At 52.5% G+C, this 15,785-nt stretch carries 9 protein-coding genes; all 9 read left to right on the top strand.

The features are described 5' to 3' along the window. Positions 1-653 precede the first annotated feature (653 nt). The 9 genes from SH449x_RS09525 (at position 654) to SH449x_RS09485 (ending at position 15,755) form a co-directional block, all read left to right on the top strand. Positions 654-3,008, top strand: a complete 2,355-nt coding sequence (locus tag SH449x_RS09525) for an Orn/Lys/Arg family decarboxylase (RefSeq protein ID WP_482381102.1) — start codon at positions 654-656, stop codon at positions 3,006-3,008. 77 nt (positions 3,009-3,085) lie between these two features. Next, positions 3,086-3,934, top strand: a complete 849-nt coding sequence (locus SH449x_RS09520) for an alpha/beta hydrolase family protein (protein WP_482381101.1) — start codon at positions 3,086-3,088, stop codon at positions 3,932-3,934. Positions 3,935-4,076: 142 nt separating this feature from the next. Next, positions 4,077-6,944, top strand: coding sequence for an excinuclease ABC subunit UvrA (gene uvrA / locus SH449x_RS09515; protein ID WP_482381100.1), 2,868 nt, complete (start codon positions 4,077-4,079; stop codon positions 6,942-6,944). Positions 6,945-7,032: 88 nt separating this feature from the next. Continuing rightward, entirely contained in the window at positions 7,033-7,815 is a 783-nt protein-coding gene (locus SH449x_RS09510) for an Rpn family recombination-promoting nuclease/putative transposase (RefSeq protein WP_482381819.1), read from the top strand. 42 nt (positions 7,816-7,857) lie between these two features. After that, positions 7,858-8,073 (top strand): hypothetical protein, encoded by a 216-nt coding sequence (locus SH449x_RS09505; protein WP_482381099.1) that lies wholly within the window; start codon positions 7,858-7,860, stop codon positions 8,071-8,073. Positions 8,074-8,139: 66 nt separating this feature from the next. Continuing rightward, positions 8,140-8,661, top strand: coding sequence for a 5-(carboxyamino)imidazole ribonucleotide mutase (purE, locus tag SH449x_RS09500; protein ID WP_482381098.1), 522 nt, complete (start codon positions 8,140-8,142; stop codon positions 8,659-8,661). A gap of 26 nt (positions 8,662-8,687) precedes the next feature. Beyond that, entirely contained in the window at positions 8,688-9,881 is a 1,194-nt protein-coding gene (locus SH449x_RS09495) for a 5-(carboxyamino)imidazole ribonucleotide synthase (protein WP_482381097.1), read from the top strand. Positions 9,882-10,211: 330 nt separating this feature from the next. Further along, entirely contained in the window at positions 10,212-11,726 is a 1,515-nt protein-coding gene (locus tag SH449x_RS09490) for a BBP7 family outer membrane beta-barrel protein (RefSeq protein ID WP_482381096.1), read from the top strand. A 189-nt stretch (positions 11,727-11,915) separates the two neighbouring features. Next, the gene (locus tag SH449x_RS09485) at positions 11,916-15,755 is read left to right on the top strand and encodes an isopeptide-forming domain-containing fimbrial protein (protein WP_482381095.1); all 3,840 of its coding nucleotides are present in this window, start codon (positions 11,916-11,918) and stop codon (positions 15,753-15,755) included. Positions 15,756-15,785 lie beyond the last annotated feature (30 nt).

Raw genomic sequence — 15,785 nt, 5'->3', positions numbered from 1 at the left:
GACCGTTCACGTCGATTCGTGGTGCGGCTCCACTGACCTTGTGTCATTGGACCGGAGACTAACCGGCGAGCAACGCAACGTCCCCCCGTTCTTACGGCTCCACCGACCTCGTGTCGGTGGACCGATGACTTGCTGGCTAGCAACAAAAGACGCACCGCGTGTTCTTCGCCCCCATTGAGCTCGCCTCAATGGAGCGGATGACTGGCTTGCTAGGAGAACGCGCCGACGATCCGGGACATCGCTGAGTAGCCGACGAGTCACGCTTCCACCGAGTAAACTCGGTGGAGAGCCGGGAGGCGGTTGGGGGACAAGGTTTTCTAGCCACTTAGTCGTGCTTCCACTGACACGAGGTCAGTGGAGAGCAACAGGTAGGACGCGAATTCGCTGTCGATGGTCGCCCGGTGTATCCGTTTACTCCTTGAGCGGTTATTAGAAAAATTATACAGAGGGAATGGATCTAACTGGATTCCTTCCAGCGGCCAAGGAATCTCAGTCAATGAGGTTCCTTGGTTCGTTTTGGTAGAAAATTCTGTAGGTTAACCGATCTAGAAAATCGAGAATTTCGCTTTTCGGACTTTCTGAACTCCGTTAAGTTGACAGGTAATAAACGTGGGCCTCTCCCACTTTTTGCCACCGGAATGATTAGGGTACCTATGAAGTTCAAATTCCCCATCGTTGTTATTGATGAAGATTTTCGTTCCGGAAACGCCTCCGGCCTTGGAATCAGAGCCCTTGCGGATGCCATCGAACAAGAAGGGATCGAAGTAGCTGGCGTCACGAATTACGGAGACTTGTCCCAGTTCGCTCAGCAACAGAGCCGAGCTTCGGCATTTATTTTGTCCATTGATGACGATGAGTTCTCCAACGAGATCTCGATGGCTCACGCTTTGGCGAACATTCGGAACTTCATCAACGAGATTCGAAACAAAAACCCAGACATTCCTATCTTTCTGTATGGTGAGACGCGGACTTCTCGGCATATCCCCAACGACATTCTGCGAGAGCTCCATGGCTTTATTCACATGTTTGAGGATACGCCCGAATTCGTGGCGAGACACATTCTTCGCGAAGCCAAGGCCTATCTTGATGGCCTAGCTCCTCCGTTCTTTCGAGCTATGGTACATTACGCCAACGATGGCTCCTACTCGTGGCATTGCCCGGGCCATTCCGGAGGCGTCGCCTTCTTGAAGAGTCCGGTTGGTCAGATGTTTCACCAATTTTTCGGTGAGAACATGCTTCGCGCGGACGTCTGCAACGCCGTCGAGGAACTTGGGCAATTGCTTGACCATACCGGTCCCGTCGCTGCCTCGGAACGAAATGCAGCCCGGATTTTCGGAGCCGACCACTGTTTCTTTGTGACCAACGGTACATCAACCAGTAACAAGATTGTTTGGCACTCTACCGTCGCTAACGACGATATCGTCGTCGTGGATCGTAACTGTCACAAGTCGGTACTGCACGCCATCATTATGACAGGCGCGGTCCCCGTCTTTCTAACTCCTACCCGCAATAATCTCGGCATCATCGGGCCAATTCCGATCGAAGAGTTCAGCCCCGAAGCAATCCAACGCAAAATCGATGCGAATCCTTTTGCGAAAGCGGCCCAGGCGCGACATCCTGAACGCAAGCTGCGTATCCTTACCATCACCCAGAGTACTTATGACGGCATCATCTACAATGTAGAAGAACTGCGTCGTATGCTCGATGGGCAAATCGGTACCTTGCACTTTGACGAAGCGTGGCTACCGCATGCTGCGTTCCATCATTTTTATAAAGATATGCATGCCATTGGGCCGAATCGCCCTGCACCCAAAGAGTCGATGATCTTTGCGACCCACTCGACGCACAAACTATTGGCTGGGATCTCACAAGCGTCTCAGATCTTGGTACGCGAGCCCGAGAATAAAAAACTCGATAAGCATACTTTCAACGAAGCTTATCTGATGCACTCTTCGACCTCTCCGCAATATGCCATCATCGCTTCCTGCGATGTGGCCGCTGCCATGATGGAACCGCCGGGCGGGACGGCATTGGTAGAAGAATCGATTATGGAAGCAATCGAGTTTCGACGTGCGATGCGCAAGGTCGATGAAGAATGGGGGGCTGATTGGTGGTTCAAAGTGTGGGGACCGGAGCAGCTGGCCGAGGACGGAATCGGGGAACGAGAGGACTGGGTTCTCAAGACCGGTGACGATTGGCACGGATTTGGAAACATTGCCTCTGGCTTCAATATGCTAGATCCGATTAAAGCAACGGTCATTACTCCGGGGCTTGACGTGACGGGGCACTTTGCCGAAACAGGTATCCCTGCTTCCATTGTGACTCGATACTTGGTCGAGCATGGCGTTATCGTGGAGAAGACCGGTTTGTATTCGTTCTTCATCATGTTTACTATCGGCATCACTAAGGGTCGGTGGAACACGTTGCTCAGTGCCTTGCAGCAGTTCAAGGACGATTACGACAAGAACCAACCGATGTGGAAGATTCTCCCCGAGTTCTGCCAACAGTTTCCCCAGTACGAACGAGTCGGGCTAAGGGATCTTTGTCAACGCATCCACAACATGTACAAACAAAACGACGTGGCTCGCGTAACCACCGAGATGTACTTGTCTCCGATGCAACCAGCCATGAAGCCCTCCGAAGCATTCTCCATGATGGCGCACGGCGAGATCGATCGCGTAGAGATCGACGATCTGGAGGGTAGATCGACGGCAGTCCTTCTGACTCCCTACCCACCAGGTATCCCGCTTCTCATCCCAGGCGAACGATTTAATAAGACCATTGTCAAGTATCTGAAATTTGCTCGCGATTTCAACGCAATGTTCCCAGGATTCGATACCGATATCCATGGACTTGTGGAAGAAGAGCGGGACGGGAAAATGCGATACTACGTGGACTGTGTCCGCGCCAAGTTTGGTTCAGCCCCGAGTGCGAAATCGGCAAGCGAACTGGAACCAAGCGAAGACAACCACCTGGATGCACTTGAGGTGGAAACCATCGGTCGCTGATTATTGGCCAACCGTAGCGGCAGTAGCTTGGCACTTTCCCCGACTTTCAATTCCTTCCCATAACGCGAGGCTCAACCTTGATCGTTGCTCGTGGATTCATCGGCTACCGAATGCTCGGCATCGCCTGTTGGTTGATTCTCGCAGGCCTGTCAACTCCGTGGTCAGCGGTTCGTGGTCAGGGGGGCGGTGCTCCAGGCAAGCTTTCTTTGCCTGGCGAAGTCTTCACCGTCTTGGATCGACCAGCTTTTGTATTTCTCCCCGAAGAATCAAAACGTTCGAACCCTCAGCCTTGGATCATGTATTCTCCAACGCTGCCCGCGTACCCCGACGAAGCGGAGCGCTGGATGCACGAATCGTTTCTAGCTGCCGGAATTGCGGTCGCAGGAGTCGATGTTGGAGAAGCTTACGGTAGCCCGCTGAGTCATCCCGCCATGAACGCACTCTACGAAGAACTCACTGCAAATCGTAGTTTTGCAAAAAAAGCATGCTTGTTTGGTCGAAGCCGAGGGGGGCTCTGGGCAAGCAGCTGGGCTATCACGCATCCCGATAAGGTTGCCGGTATTATCGGCATCTATCCCGTGTACGATTTTCGCACTTACCCCAAACTTGCAGCGGCCGCTCCTGCTTACGGAATGACTCCACAAGAACTCGAGCAACGAATCAAGGAATTCAATCCGATCCAGCGGGCTGAAACCTTGGCCCTCGCGAAAATCCCTGTTGCGATCATACACGGTGACCAGGACACCGTTGTTCCCTTAGAACCTAACTCTCTGGCCTTAAAACAAATCTATGAGGCCCAGGGGCTCGGGGATTTGGTCCAACTCATCGTTGCTCCTGGGCAAGGGCATAGTTTTTGGGAAGGTTTCTTTCGCGAATCTCGTCTCGTCCAATCTGGGATCGAATGGGCGAAAGCTGGCGCGAAATGATTTCGCTACTATTGGCATCGCTGCTCGATGCGTCCCTAAATTGACTCGGCAGTTTTTATTTGCCGGTCGCATAAGCAAATGCAGATGCGTATTTTTAGTTCAAGCCACTAGTCTTCTTGGCGTTTTCTCCTAATCTGACTGCATGGCTAAGAAGACAACCACTACAAACCGAGCTCCCGTCATTCAATTAAGAGGGGCGACGCAGAACAATCTGAAGTCACTAAATCTCGACTTCCCGTTGCATCAGCTAACAGTAATCTGTGGAGTCAGTGGCAGTGGCAAGTCTTCGCTCGCTTTCGACACCCTGTACGCCGAGGGACAACGACGATACATCGAGAGTTTTTCGGCGTACACCCGGCAATTTCTCGAGCGTGTCGAAAAGCCAAGATTCGACATACTTGAGCCACTCCCGCCGAGTATCGCCGTAACGCGAGACAGTCGGGCTCGAAACAATCGCAGCACTGTCGGAACAGCTACCGAGATACTCGAGCATCTCCGGATGGTGTTCGCCAGCAAAGCAAAACTGTTCTGTCACTCTTGCGGTGCCCCTGTTCGGTCCTTCACACCCGAGTCGATTCTCGCAGAGCTTCGTTCACTAGAATCGGCTAGATCTATGGTTGGTTTCCCGTGCACTTGGGAGAGTGACGAGGAACTGGCATTGCTTCTCGCCGATTTGCAATCGATGGGGTTCGTGAGAATGTTGGTTGGTGATCGGTTTGTTCACTTAGGTGATACAGATCGTTCCGAAATGGTCCAGGTGTTTCAACTCACCAAGCAGGCAACTGTGATTGTCGATCGATTGTCATGGAACGGTACGATCGATGAGCGCTGGCGTCAGTCGATTCAGTCAAGTTACGATCAGTGCATCCTACATCAACCATCTCAGGTGATGGTCCTGATGGAGTCGGCATCAGGCAGCCTGCAGATAGACGGTCGCCAATTCTCGCTCCACTCGTTCTCAACGGTCTGCCGCTGCGATTCTTGTAATATCGATTTCCAAGAGGCAGACGCGAGCTTGTTCAACTCGAATCATGCCCGGGGAGCTTGCCCAGAATGCGAGGGGTTCGGAGAAGTGATTGAATTGGATCAATCCAAGATTGTTCCTGATTCCTCTCTGTCTCTACGTGAAGGGGCCATTGCTCCCTGGCGGACACCAGCTTACTCGCATGAATTGGATGAGTTGCTGAGCCTGGCTCCAGAGTATGGAATTCCTGTCGACGTGCCAGTCGCGAAACTCACCGCCAAACACTGGAGCTTGATTCAAAAGGGAGTGCCTAAGCGGCACTTTGGTGGCCTCGATGGCTTCTTTGCTTGGCTCGAACGGCACAAATACAAGATGCACGTTCGAGTTTTCTTGTCCCGGTGGCGTTCTTATCATCAATGCCCAACATGCGGCGGCAAGCGATTGTCCAAGGAATCCTTGGCATATCGTTGGAGGGAAAAAACATTCTCCGATATTTGCAGCCTCCCCGTGAGCGAACTGGTGGCCATGCTCAACACCACCGAGCAGGAAAGCGAAGACCCTTCAGCAACAGGAGGTGCGAATGCCGTTGGAGAAGAGCTGCCTGCAAGCAAAGTTTTTAGCGTGTCCGAAGCGCATGCTCAATACAATGCTTCGGAACCAGAGCGGCAGTTGCTGAAGAGGTTGGAGTACTTAGTGAATATCGGACTCGGATACCTTTCGTTGGATCGCCCGATGCACATGCTTAGTTCAGGGGAAGCGCAGCGAGTCAATTTGACCTGCCTGCTCGGTTCCAGTTTAGTCGACATGCTCTATGTATTTGATGAACCTACCGTGGGGCTTCATCCTGACGATGTGGCTCGAGTTTCCAAGGCGATCTTAAACATTCGCGATCGCGGCAATACCGTCATCTTAGTTGAGCATGAACCCGCCATGCTCACGCTCGCCGATAGAATCATTGAGATCGGACCTGGTGCTGGCACACGCGGAGGAGAGGTTGTCTTTGACGGTTCCTACTCACAGCTTGTTAAGCAAAAGAGCGTGACCGGTCGATGCTTGCGCGGCGACTATCATGTGCGGAGCAAGCTCCAGGAAGCCAAGCATTGGCTCAAACTGCATGGTGCTAGCGGAAGAAATCTCCAACAGGCCAGTGTCGAGATTCCTCTAGGTTGCTTGACGGTGGTTACGGGTCCGAGTGGCTCGGGCAAGAGCAGTCTACTTCTCGAGACGCTAGTGCCAGCTCTCAAGAAAACGACAGGTGACAAGGAAGCGAACCCGCTACCTTACGAGTCCCTCCAAGGGGAAGACCGCATTTCCGAATGCATCGCCATCGATCAGTCACCTATCCCTAGATCGACCCGCAGCACTCCGGCCACATACTGCAAAGCGTTCGATGGAATTCGAGCCGTGTTTGCCGACACTCCGCTTGCTAAAGGAAAGCGGTTTACCGCGAGCCATTTTAGTTTTAATAGCGAACAAGGCCGTTGTGCTACTTGCGAGGGGCTCGGCTTCACAACGGTGGAAATGCAGTTCGTGGCCGATATCTCGCTCCCTTGTGTCGATTGTCGTGGAACCAGATACAAAACGGAAGTTCTTGAGGTAACCTATCGCGATCGCAACATTCATGAAGTTCTTCAGTTAAGCATCGATGAGGCTTTCGATTTTTTCCGAGGTGAAGAGACCATTCGAGACCGGCTCAAGCTGTTGCGAGAAATTGGGCTCGGGTATTTGCCGCTCGGTCAAGGTCTAGGGACTTTGTCGGCGGGAGAATCGATGAGGCTCAAACTAGCATCCATTCTCGGAAAGTCGGACGGCGGGGCAAAACAGGAATTAATCGTCATGGATGAACCGACTACAGGGCTGCATTTTGCAGATATCGAAAAGCTGATCCAATGCCTTGAAAGTTTGCTGGAGCGAGGGCAAACCATTGTGGTCATCGAGCACAACCATCAGCTCATCGAGGCCGCAGACTACGAAATTTCGCTGGGACCAGGGGCAGGACCGCTGGGGGGGACGATTATGCGATCCGGTTGGGCCTCCGGTCGATGATTTCGCTATAAATCTCGAGTAGCCGTTCATGGAATTGTTCGAGTAAAGGGACAAGGCCTGAGTTTTGGTTGAAATCTAGAAAGGCCAAATAGCCACACATCTCCCTACCCGGGTTTTCGCCTCCATTGACTATCAAGACTTCTACGAAGACAAACTATCGGTGCTCGATATCAAAGCGGTCGATCAGGATGGAAACATCTACGATATTGAGATGCAACTCGAGGTCCATCTCGGGTTGATTCAGAGGATTGTTTTTTATGGATGCGAACTCTACTCGGGGCAGCTGAAATCAGGGGACGACTACTCGAAATTGAAACCGGTTTTTGCTATTTGCTTGCTAGAAGGGACTTTGTGGCAAGATTCCGATCGGGTGCATCATGCGTTTCGCTTGGTGGACCAAGAAACCAATCGTATCCTGAAGGATACGATGGAATTTCACATTTTGGAAATGGGACGGTATAATTTAGGAGAGAGCGATCTGGCGACTGCTAGTACTCTGGAGCGTTGGCTGTACTGGTTACTGCACGCCCATAAGTACACCGAGGAAGAGCTGATGAAGCTTTTTCCGGACGAAGAGTTTCAGCAAGCCACCCAATCCCTGGTGTCTATCAAACGAGTTACAGAGGACAAGCAAATGTACGATGCAACGGAAAAAGCCCGCCGGGACCGGCAATGGGTCATTAACGCTTCGCGAACGGAGGGCGAGATCGAGGGCAAGTTCGAAGGTAAGATCGAGCTGATTCGTACCTTAGAGGGGCTTCTGGGAAGAGCACCGACCGATGAGTCGCAATTGAAATCGCAATCACTGGAGAAACTCCAGCAGATTTCGACCGAATTGCAGTCTGAACTGCGTGAGCGGAAAGCAATTTAGGAACGTCTACTGATATTTTGGCCCTCTCTATTTATACGCTCCATGGCGGCAACTGACCGACGGAGCGGTCAGCGACGATTGTCGCGGATCGCTCCGCCGATCCGACAAGATTGGGAATGCACTTGGCTTGCCCAGGTAAAGTTTACGTTTCTCGCCGCATCAAGTTTCTCCTTGCTCCCACTGATCAATATTCAGCACAACGGTTCACTCCGTGAACGGTTACAAATCTCGACTATGGGGAAACGACAAATCGATTAAGCTTTGGGGGTAGGCAGGCCGTTCGGTCAACAAAACACTCTCCCCCAACCCAAGAGCCAACGCATCATGGATCCATCGCTTTTTGCTCCCACTTCAGCCGTGGTCGGGGTCATCATGGGGTCGCAGTCGGACTGGGCTACCATGCAGGAGGCATGCACGATCCTGGATCAGTTTGGCGTTCCGTACGAAGCTCGTGTCGTTTCGGCTCATCGAACCCCTCACTACATGACCGAATATGCGTCTCAGGCTGCGGCGAGAGGTTTAAGGGTCATCATTGCGGGAGCCGGTGGTGCAGCCCATTTGCCGGGCATGGTCGCCGCATGCACTCCCTTGCCGGTTCTCGGTGTTCCTGTGCAAAGCAAATCGCTTCAAGGCCTCGACTCACTCCTCAGCATCGTCCAGATGCCAGGCGGGATTCCGGTCGCGACCTTGGCCATCGGAGTGGCGGGCGCCAAAAATGCAGGCTTGCTCGCGGTCCGAATTCTGGCGACCTCAGACTCGGAGTTGTTGCAACGAATGTCAGATTTTCTAAAGACACAGACCGAGTCGGTGATGGCGAACCATATCCTCGCGACGCCAAAAATCTAAGCTCTCCTAAAGCCAAGCCAAAAACTATGACAACTCCGACACAGCCATCCGAATCCGCATCGGACACAAAGGTAATCGAGCCCGGTTCGACATTGGGGGTATTTGGTGGTGGGCAGTTAGGGCGAATGTTTGCTCAAGCTGCACAGCGACTTGGTTACAAAGTGATAGTGTTTACAGATGAGGTCGACTCGCCAGCCTCGCATGTCGCTGCAGAGACCATTCACGCAGACTATCTGGACCCCGTTGCCGTGCGAGACTTCGCTCGAAAAGTCGACTGCATCACGCTCGAGTTTGAAAACGTTGCCATTGAAGCTGTCAATCGAGCTGCAGAGATTGTGCCCGTCCGCCCGGGAGCTGGATTGTTGTCTGTGTCGCAACATCGCATTCGCGAGAAGACAACACTCTCCAATGCAGGATTTCCGGTCACTCCGTTTCGTGAAATGCGATCGGTTCAAGAAGTCCTACCGACTGCGGAATCGTTCGGCTGGCCGCTGGTCTTAAAGACGACGACTTGGGGGTACGACGGCAAGGGGCAACGCAAAGTTTCGAGCCAGATGCAAGCCAACGATGCGCTCGAATTGCTAGGTCCCGAGCCTGTGATTGCGGAAAAATGGATCCCGTATGCGGCGGAGGCTTCTGTGTTGGTAGCTCGATCACCTCGAGGCGAGATAGCCGTTTATCCGATGATGACCAACACGCATTCGCATCACATTCTTGACGTGACGACTTGCCCCCCCATCGGCGAGCTATTGAAATTACAGCCGCGTGCTCAAGAGATCGCGAGAGGGGTTGCGGAGACGTTGATGCTCGAAGGATTGTTGTGCGTCGAGTTCTTCGTGACGGAGGATGGAGGATTGATGATCAATGAAATCGCCCCGCGTCCGCACAATTCTGGTCATTTGACCATCGAGGCTTGTCAGACGAGTCAGTTCGAGCAGCAGGTTCGCGCGATTTGCAATTTACCTCTTGGGTGCACCGACTTGATAAGCCCCGCAGCCATGGCGAACTTGCTGGGAGATTTATGGGGTGAGGACAAACCTCGATACTCTGCGGCGTTGAGCGAGTCGAATTGCCACTTGCATTTGTACGGCAAGCACTCCGCGAGAATGGGTCGCAAGATGGGGCACCTCACGATCCTAGCAGAGACACCTGAAGTGGCAGCGCAAAAAGCGGTCGAGGTCCGCGCCAAAATGCGATTCGATCAACCGCATTTGTTCTAGAGAAACGGGGTGAACGCATCACTCCTTACGGAGCAAACTTTGTCGCGCTCGGAAGGGCTTTTCGGTGCTAATCAGCCTTTTATATGTACTACGAAATGCTAGCCAACTTTGCTAGCGAGAATAAACCGTTAGCATAGGTGGTCTGGGAGGTTTGTTTCGAATAGGGCGAGTTTTCTTTTTACGGAATTTTTACGGAAAGGGTTAAGTTTAGGGGCGAGGCTGTCGATACGACTGGAGGACGGTTGGAATCTCCTTAACCGTGACGCTTACTGCTCTGTCTTGATAGCAAATCAATGGCAGAGACTAACTCCAATATGGGAAGTGAAAGTCGTGAATCGCTTACTCGCACTCTTGATCGTAGCGACGATTGCAGGGGGGACTGCATTTGGCCAGAGCCAAGGGACGCGGAGAGTGGTTGCTAGCCCAACCATTCGAACTTCGGAATCCGGCACTGTGACACGGACGAGCTCCGTGCCTCGACCAGGATCCCCGACATTACGAAGCCCGGGCCGCTTGGTTTCTGAGCGCAGCCTGCTGCAAGAGCCGATTGACGATGGAGTAGTCCTCTACTCCGATGAGCCTGAGCGAGTCTACGCTGACGAATACTACGATCCCAATGAGGGCTTGGCAGCAATCGGTGGCTGCAGCGATGGTTCCTGCGGAGTTTCCGGATGCGACAGCTGTGGGCTTACCTGCGGCACCCCGTTCGGCTTCGATCTCTGCGATCCTTATGGTCTAGATGGTCGGATCCTCTGCTTGGCTCTACCATCTCATGGTTGGGTAAACGTGGAATATCTGATGTGGTACCAGCGAGGAGTCGACACCCCCGCGTTGGTGACAACCTCACCTGCGGGAACTGCGCAAGCCGCAGCAGGCGTACTTCCCAATGCCACGACCCTTTTCGGTGGAAATAATGATGTTTTGACCGATCGATTGAACGGGATGCGAGTTCGCTTCGGATGGTGGTTTGTCAATAATCCCAAACTCGGAATCGAAGGCGAGTACGTTGGTACAGCTGAAACACGTGAAAGCTTTGACCTAAGCTCGAACGGAAATCCTATACTAGCCCGACCTTTCTACAACGTAACGACAGGGCGTGAGGATGCACAGTTGGTCGCTTTCCCTGGAGTTGTGGCAGGTCGGGTCCAGGTTGACGCGACATCGCAGTTCCGTGGCGCCGCTGTCCGCTTCCGACGATCGTTATGCTGCGACAGTGGTTGCGGATTTTCTCGCTTAACATGTGGGCCGGTGCCTGCTCAAAGTCGCTTTGATGCAACGTTGGGCTGGAGATACTTCCAACTGGATGACACGATGGGGGTTCGGGAAAACCTCACGGGGGTCTCGCCCGCAGGCAGCTTCTTGATCCAAGACAACTTCCAGACACGCAATCAATTTAATGGAGTCGAGCTGGGCGTTATGTGGCAAGGTCGCAAGGGTTACTGGTCGCTCGATACTCTGATGAGGCTCGGGTTGGGTAACACTAGGCAAACGGTGATGATCGATGGATCCACCACCATCAATAATGGGGCAGCACAGCAAGGTGGATTGCTAGCACAACGCACTAACATCGGCACCTATCAGCGAGACCAGTTCAGCGTTGTCCCCGAGCTAGGAGCCACGCTAGGCTATCAATTGACCCAACGAATGAGGCTCACAGCAGGCTACTCCTTTATCTACTGGAGCAATGTGGTGCGAGCAGGAGAGCAAATGGACACCTCGGTCAACCCAAATCTGTTGCCTCCCGAGAATCCCGTCCAGAACAATTTCCTAGATCCTCGGTTTGTCTACCGAGACACACCTTACTGGATTCAGGGGATGAACATCGGCGGCGAGTACCGCTGGTAGGGCAAATGAAATTGGTAGGGCAGAATGAAAGCTAGCGTTTGCACTCGAGCAAACACTGAGAAAAAGCGGAGTTCTTTGGAGGACTTCGCGTAAGATTACCTCCGAGATTTTCCGATCACGTACTTAAAGATTCCCATCGCTAGAGTTTTGCACCGCGTTGGATTAGTGTACTTGATTGGAGTTCCGCAGATGGCCGGATTGATTCAACGAATTGTTTCCTCTTTTGTTTCATCGAGCAAAAGGAATCGTTCCCGCGGTATTGAGAAAAGACAAGAGCGTTTCCGACGGTCGCTACGTTTGGAGTCGCTCGAAGGTCGATCCTTGATGGCAATCGATCTGGCAGTTATTTCTGGGGTCTCGTTCGTCGACGCGAATGGAAACAATAGCTACGACAATGGTGTAGATGCCATCGTTGGCAACGCGACAATTCAGCTATTTCGGGACGATGGGGATGGTATCTTCAACGATGCGGTCGATACACTTGTAGCGACCATTACCTCCAATGCCGTAACTGGCGAATATTCGTTTGCAAGCGTCGCAGCTGGAGGATTGTTACCAGCGAATACCTTGACAGAGGGAGTGTATTTTGTTCGGCAGCAAGCTGTTGCTGGGCTTACCCCACCTGCTCCTGCGAGCGTTACGATCACGTCGGGTGACCGTGCTGGCGTTTCCGTTCAGAACATTGATCCATTTGATACAACGGCGCAGTTGGTTACGGTCGATGGTGTTACCCCGAATGCAAGTCTCTCTCTAGCGGCTCCCGAGGTTTTGGGCGGGCGTCGGGACATTAGCGCAACCTTTGTGGGAGGAGCGCAATCCTTTTCCGTCGAAGTGCTTCCGGGGCTGAATGTACTGGCAATTAATTCCGGCCTCGATGTCCAGGGTACAGCTATAATCCAGTACGATGGTGATAGCGATCCTGACACTCTCAGCCACACAGGCCTCGGCGGAGTCTCCTTGAACGGAAATGTCGCCACCGCAGGACTCCATATCCAGACACGTGGTGACCAGGCCGGTGCCACGGCAGATATTTTCATCTACACGAATGCAACAGATTTTTCCTCAACCACGATAAACATTCCTTCGAGTGTAACTTTAGTCGATATCTTTGTCCCGTTTTCCTCGTTCACTAACTTCGGAGCAGGTGCAGACTTCAACAGCATCGGTGCAATCGAAGTCTTGGTGAATGGTGTGGTAGAATTGCAAGCAACGGTCGCTGTCGTTCAGAGCGTACAGCCGACTGTCTTGACAGCCAATTTGGAGAACGATCCACTCATGTCGATCGGAAACCTTGTTTTCCTCGACACGAACAGTGATGGGGTATTCAATGGTTCGGATTCGGGAATTGCTAACGTTCGAGTCGAACTCTACAACGACGTCAACGGAAACGGCACCTTTGAACCAGGTACTGATACATTTATTGAATTCACCACTACATCGTTAGCGGGAGCTTACCTGTTCGACGATCTTGTTCCAGGTGACTACTTAGTTGTTATACCCGCGACGGAATTTGGGGTCGGACAACCTCTTGAGAACCATCGAGTTGCCATTCAGAATGGTCCTGCCAACACCAATAATGCAAACCAAGGTGTGGTTGCGGCTGGCGGAGTCGTGGTTGCCTCTACGACACTCGTCTTGAATTCAGCGCCGATTGACGATGGTGATACCGACCCGAATACGAACCTCGCTCTTGATTTTGGGTTTACCAACGCAGAACTAGTCCTGACCAAAGTTGACACGCCCGATCCAGTGAATGTTGGCCAAGAGTTGACCTACACTCTAACAGCCACCAACAATGGTCCCTCGACCACGACAAACACAGTCATCAGCGATGCGTTACCAACCGGACTAACTTTGCTGTCAGCAACTTATATCGTCAACGGTGGAGCGGTCCAGGATGCGAGCAACGTCGCCGGTACAGTCTCAACCTCAGGTTTCAATTTAGATGCAGGTCAGTCTGCGGTCTTGACAATCATTGCTACGGTCGGCGGAACCTTCGTTAGTGGTACCGTGAACACGGGCGCGGTGGATAGCGATCAAACCGATGTTGTCACCGCGCAAGCGACTACCACGGTCATTCCTGATATTGATCTTGAAATTGTCAAGACAATCGTCGGCGGTGCTACCACCGTCGGACTCGGGGAAACGCTCACGTATCGCTTAAGCCTAACTAACGATAGCGATGTTACGGTCACAGGTATTGAAGTCTTCGATGATCTTCCACCAGGATTTACCGCCGGCACTCTGCCTGCGGGTGTGGCACTGGGAGTCGCACCAAACGATCTTGTATGGACGATAGCCTCCATCGCTCCTGGTCAAACGCTTGATGTTGACATTCCCGTCACTGTCACTGCTGCTGCGACCGTGGCACCTGGCCAACGGAACACCGCTACGATCAATGTCGTGGGGCTAACCGGATTCCGAGATATCGACTCTAGCAATGACGTTTCCTTTATCGATGTCACGGTACAGCCACGTTATGACCTACTGATCACCAAAGACAACGGAGTTGCATCGGTCACCACCGGCCAAACGATTACCTACACGATCACGGTGAACAACGACGGTCCAAGCGACGCAACCAATGTGCAGATTTCAGATACTTTGCCAAATCAATTGCAGTTTGTCTCCGCGACACGAAACGGTAACGACATTGGATCAGCCAACGGTCAAGCTTACACGGCTACGATACCGACGCTAGCGTCCGGCGAAACAGCGACGATCCTGTTGGTAGCTACCGTTCGCGCTAACGCAACGGGCAATATCGTTAACACTGTGACAGTCACGGCGAACAATCCCGAATTTGAAACCCCGGGGCGTCCTAACTCTGCGACGGACACCGATACGCTTAACCGAGTCGTGACCTTGAACATCGATAAGACCGACTCGACCGATCCTGTCGTCGCGGGTGGTGCAAACTTCCAGTACATCGTAACCGCCTTTAACTCCGGCAGCGCCGACGCTCCTAACGTTCTATTCAGCGATCCTTTGCCTACTGGCATCACCTTTGTCAGCGGCACCTTTGAGATCAATGAGGCAACTCCAAGAAACGGAGCGGTGACGTTTAACCAAACGACCAACCGACTCGAGGCCAACCTTGGAACGTTGTTAGCCAACGGTAACTCAACCACGAACCGAGCTCTCATCACTCTGGTCGTTAGAGCCGAAGCGGGCGCGGCTGCTGGCCAAGTGACAAACACTGCTACATTGTCTTCGCCAGATAATACCACCGGGGTAACAGATTCGGAAACGACGCAAGTCAATCGGGACTTTGATCTTACGGTAACGAAATCCGACGGTGTCGATACGGTTGCTCGTGGCCAAGTGGTCAACTATACGATCGTGGTGACCAACTCCGGTCCATCGACCGCAACAAACGTAACAGTTACCGACACCCTACCAACTGGAATGACCTTCCAGTCCGCTTCCCCTGGCTTCACTAACAACTCCGGGGTTGTATCTGGCTCGATAGCATCTCTCGGCTCAGGCCAATCTGCTACCGTTACCATTTCAGCGACTGTGAATAATGATGCTCCCAACGGTGCAACCTTGACCAACACCGTAACTGTTGCAGCAGCGGGGGAAACCAATACGACCAATAACACTGCGACTGCTTCCGCATCGGTGCTTACTACAGCCGATTTGTCCGGGTTTGTCTATCTCGACGCGAATCAGAATGGAATCCGGGATGGTGGTGATCTCGGAATAGCCAACGTCATGGTCCAGATTTCTGGAACTTCCCTCGCAGGCGATCCAGTCAACCGAACGACGACGACCGATAACTCGGGAGCCTATAGCTTCAACGATTTACCGATCGGCACCTATACCGTCATTCAAACCCAACCAGATCTTTTCATGTCCTTTGCTACCAATGTAGGGACAATTGGGGGGGTACCCACGGGAACAGGTTCGGTAAATCAGATCGCGAGTATCAATCTGACTGGTGACTCCATCGGTAATAATTTTGGTGAAGTGATCCAACTATCGAAACGTTGGTTCCTGGCCTCGTCGCCACCAGTGCCGCAATAACGGAAGACGTTGCTTTGACTACGAGAAAGG

This window comes from Brakhagea baltica (genome assembly GCF_052161605.1).
Classification (GTDB): Bacteria; Planctomycetota; Planctomycetia; order Pirellulales; family Pirellulaceae; genus JBKCUI01.
Note: the sequence above shows the minus strand (reverse complement) of the source record. Positions and strands in the feature narration are given on the sequence as shown.

Excerpts from the sequence above, each read along its gene's own strand:
- purE (WP_482381098.1), top strand. The coding sequence starts at position 8,140 with ATGGATCCATCGCTTTTTGCTCCCACTTCAGCCGTGGTCGGGGTCATC.
- uvrA (WP_482381100.1), top strand. The coding sequence starts at position 4,077 with ATGGCTAAGAAGACAACCACTACAAACCGAGCTCCCGTCATTCAATTA.
- SH449x_RS09505 (WP_482381099.1), top strand. The coding sequence starts at position 7,858 with ATGGCGGCAACTGACCGACGGAGCGGTCAGCGACGATTGTCGCGGATC.
- SH449x_RS09525 (WP_482381102.1), top strand. The coding sequence starts at position 654 with ATGAAGTTCAAATTCCCCATCGTTGTTATTGATGAAGATTTTCGTTCC.
- SH449x_RS09495 (WP_482381097.1), top strand. The coding sequence starts at position 8,688 with ATGACAACTCCGACACAGCCATCCGAATCCGCATCGGACACAAAGGTA.
- SH449x_RS09485 (WP_482381095.1), top strand. The coding sequence starts at position 11,916 with ATGGCCGGATTGATTCAACGAATTGTTTCCTCTTTTGTTTCATCGAGC.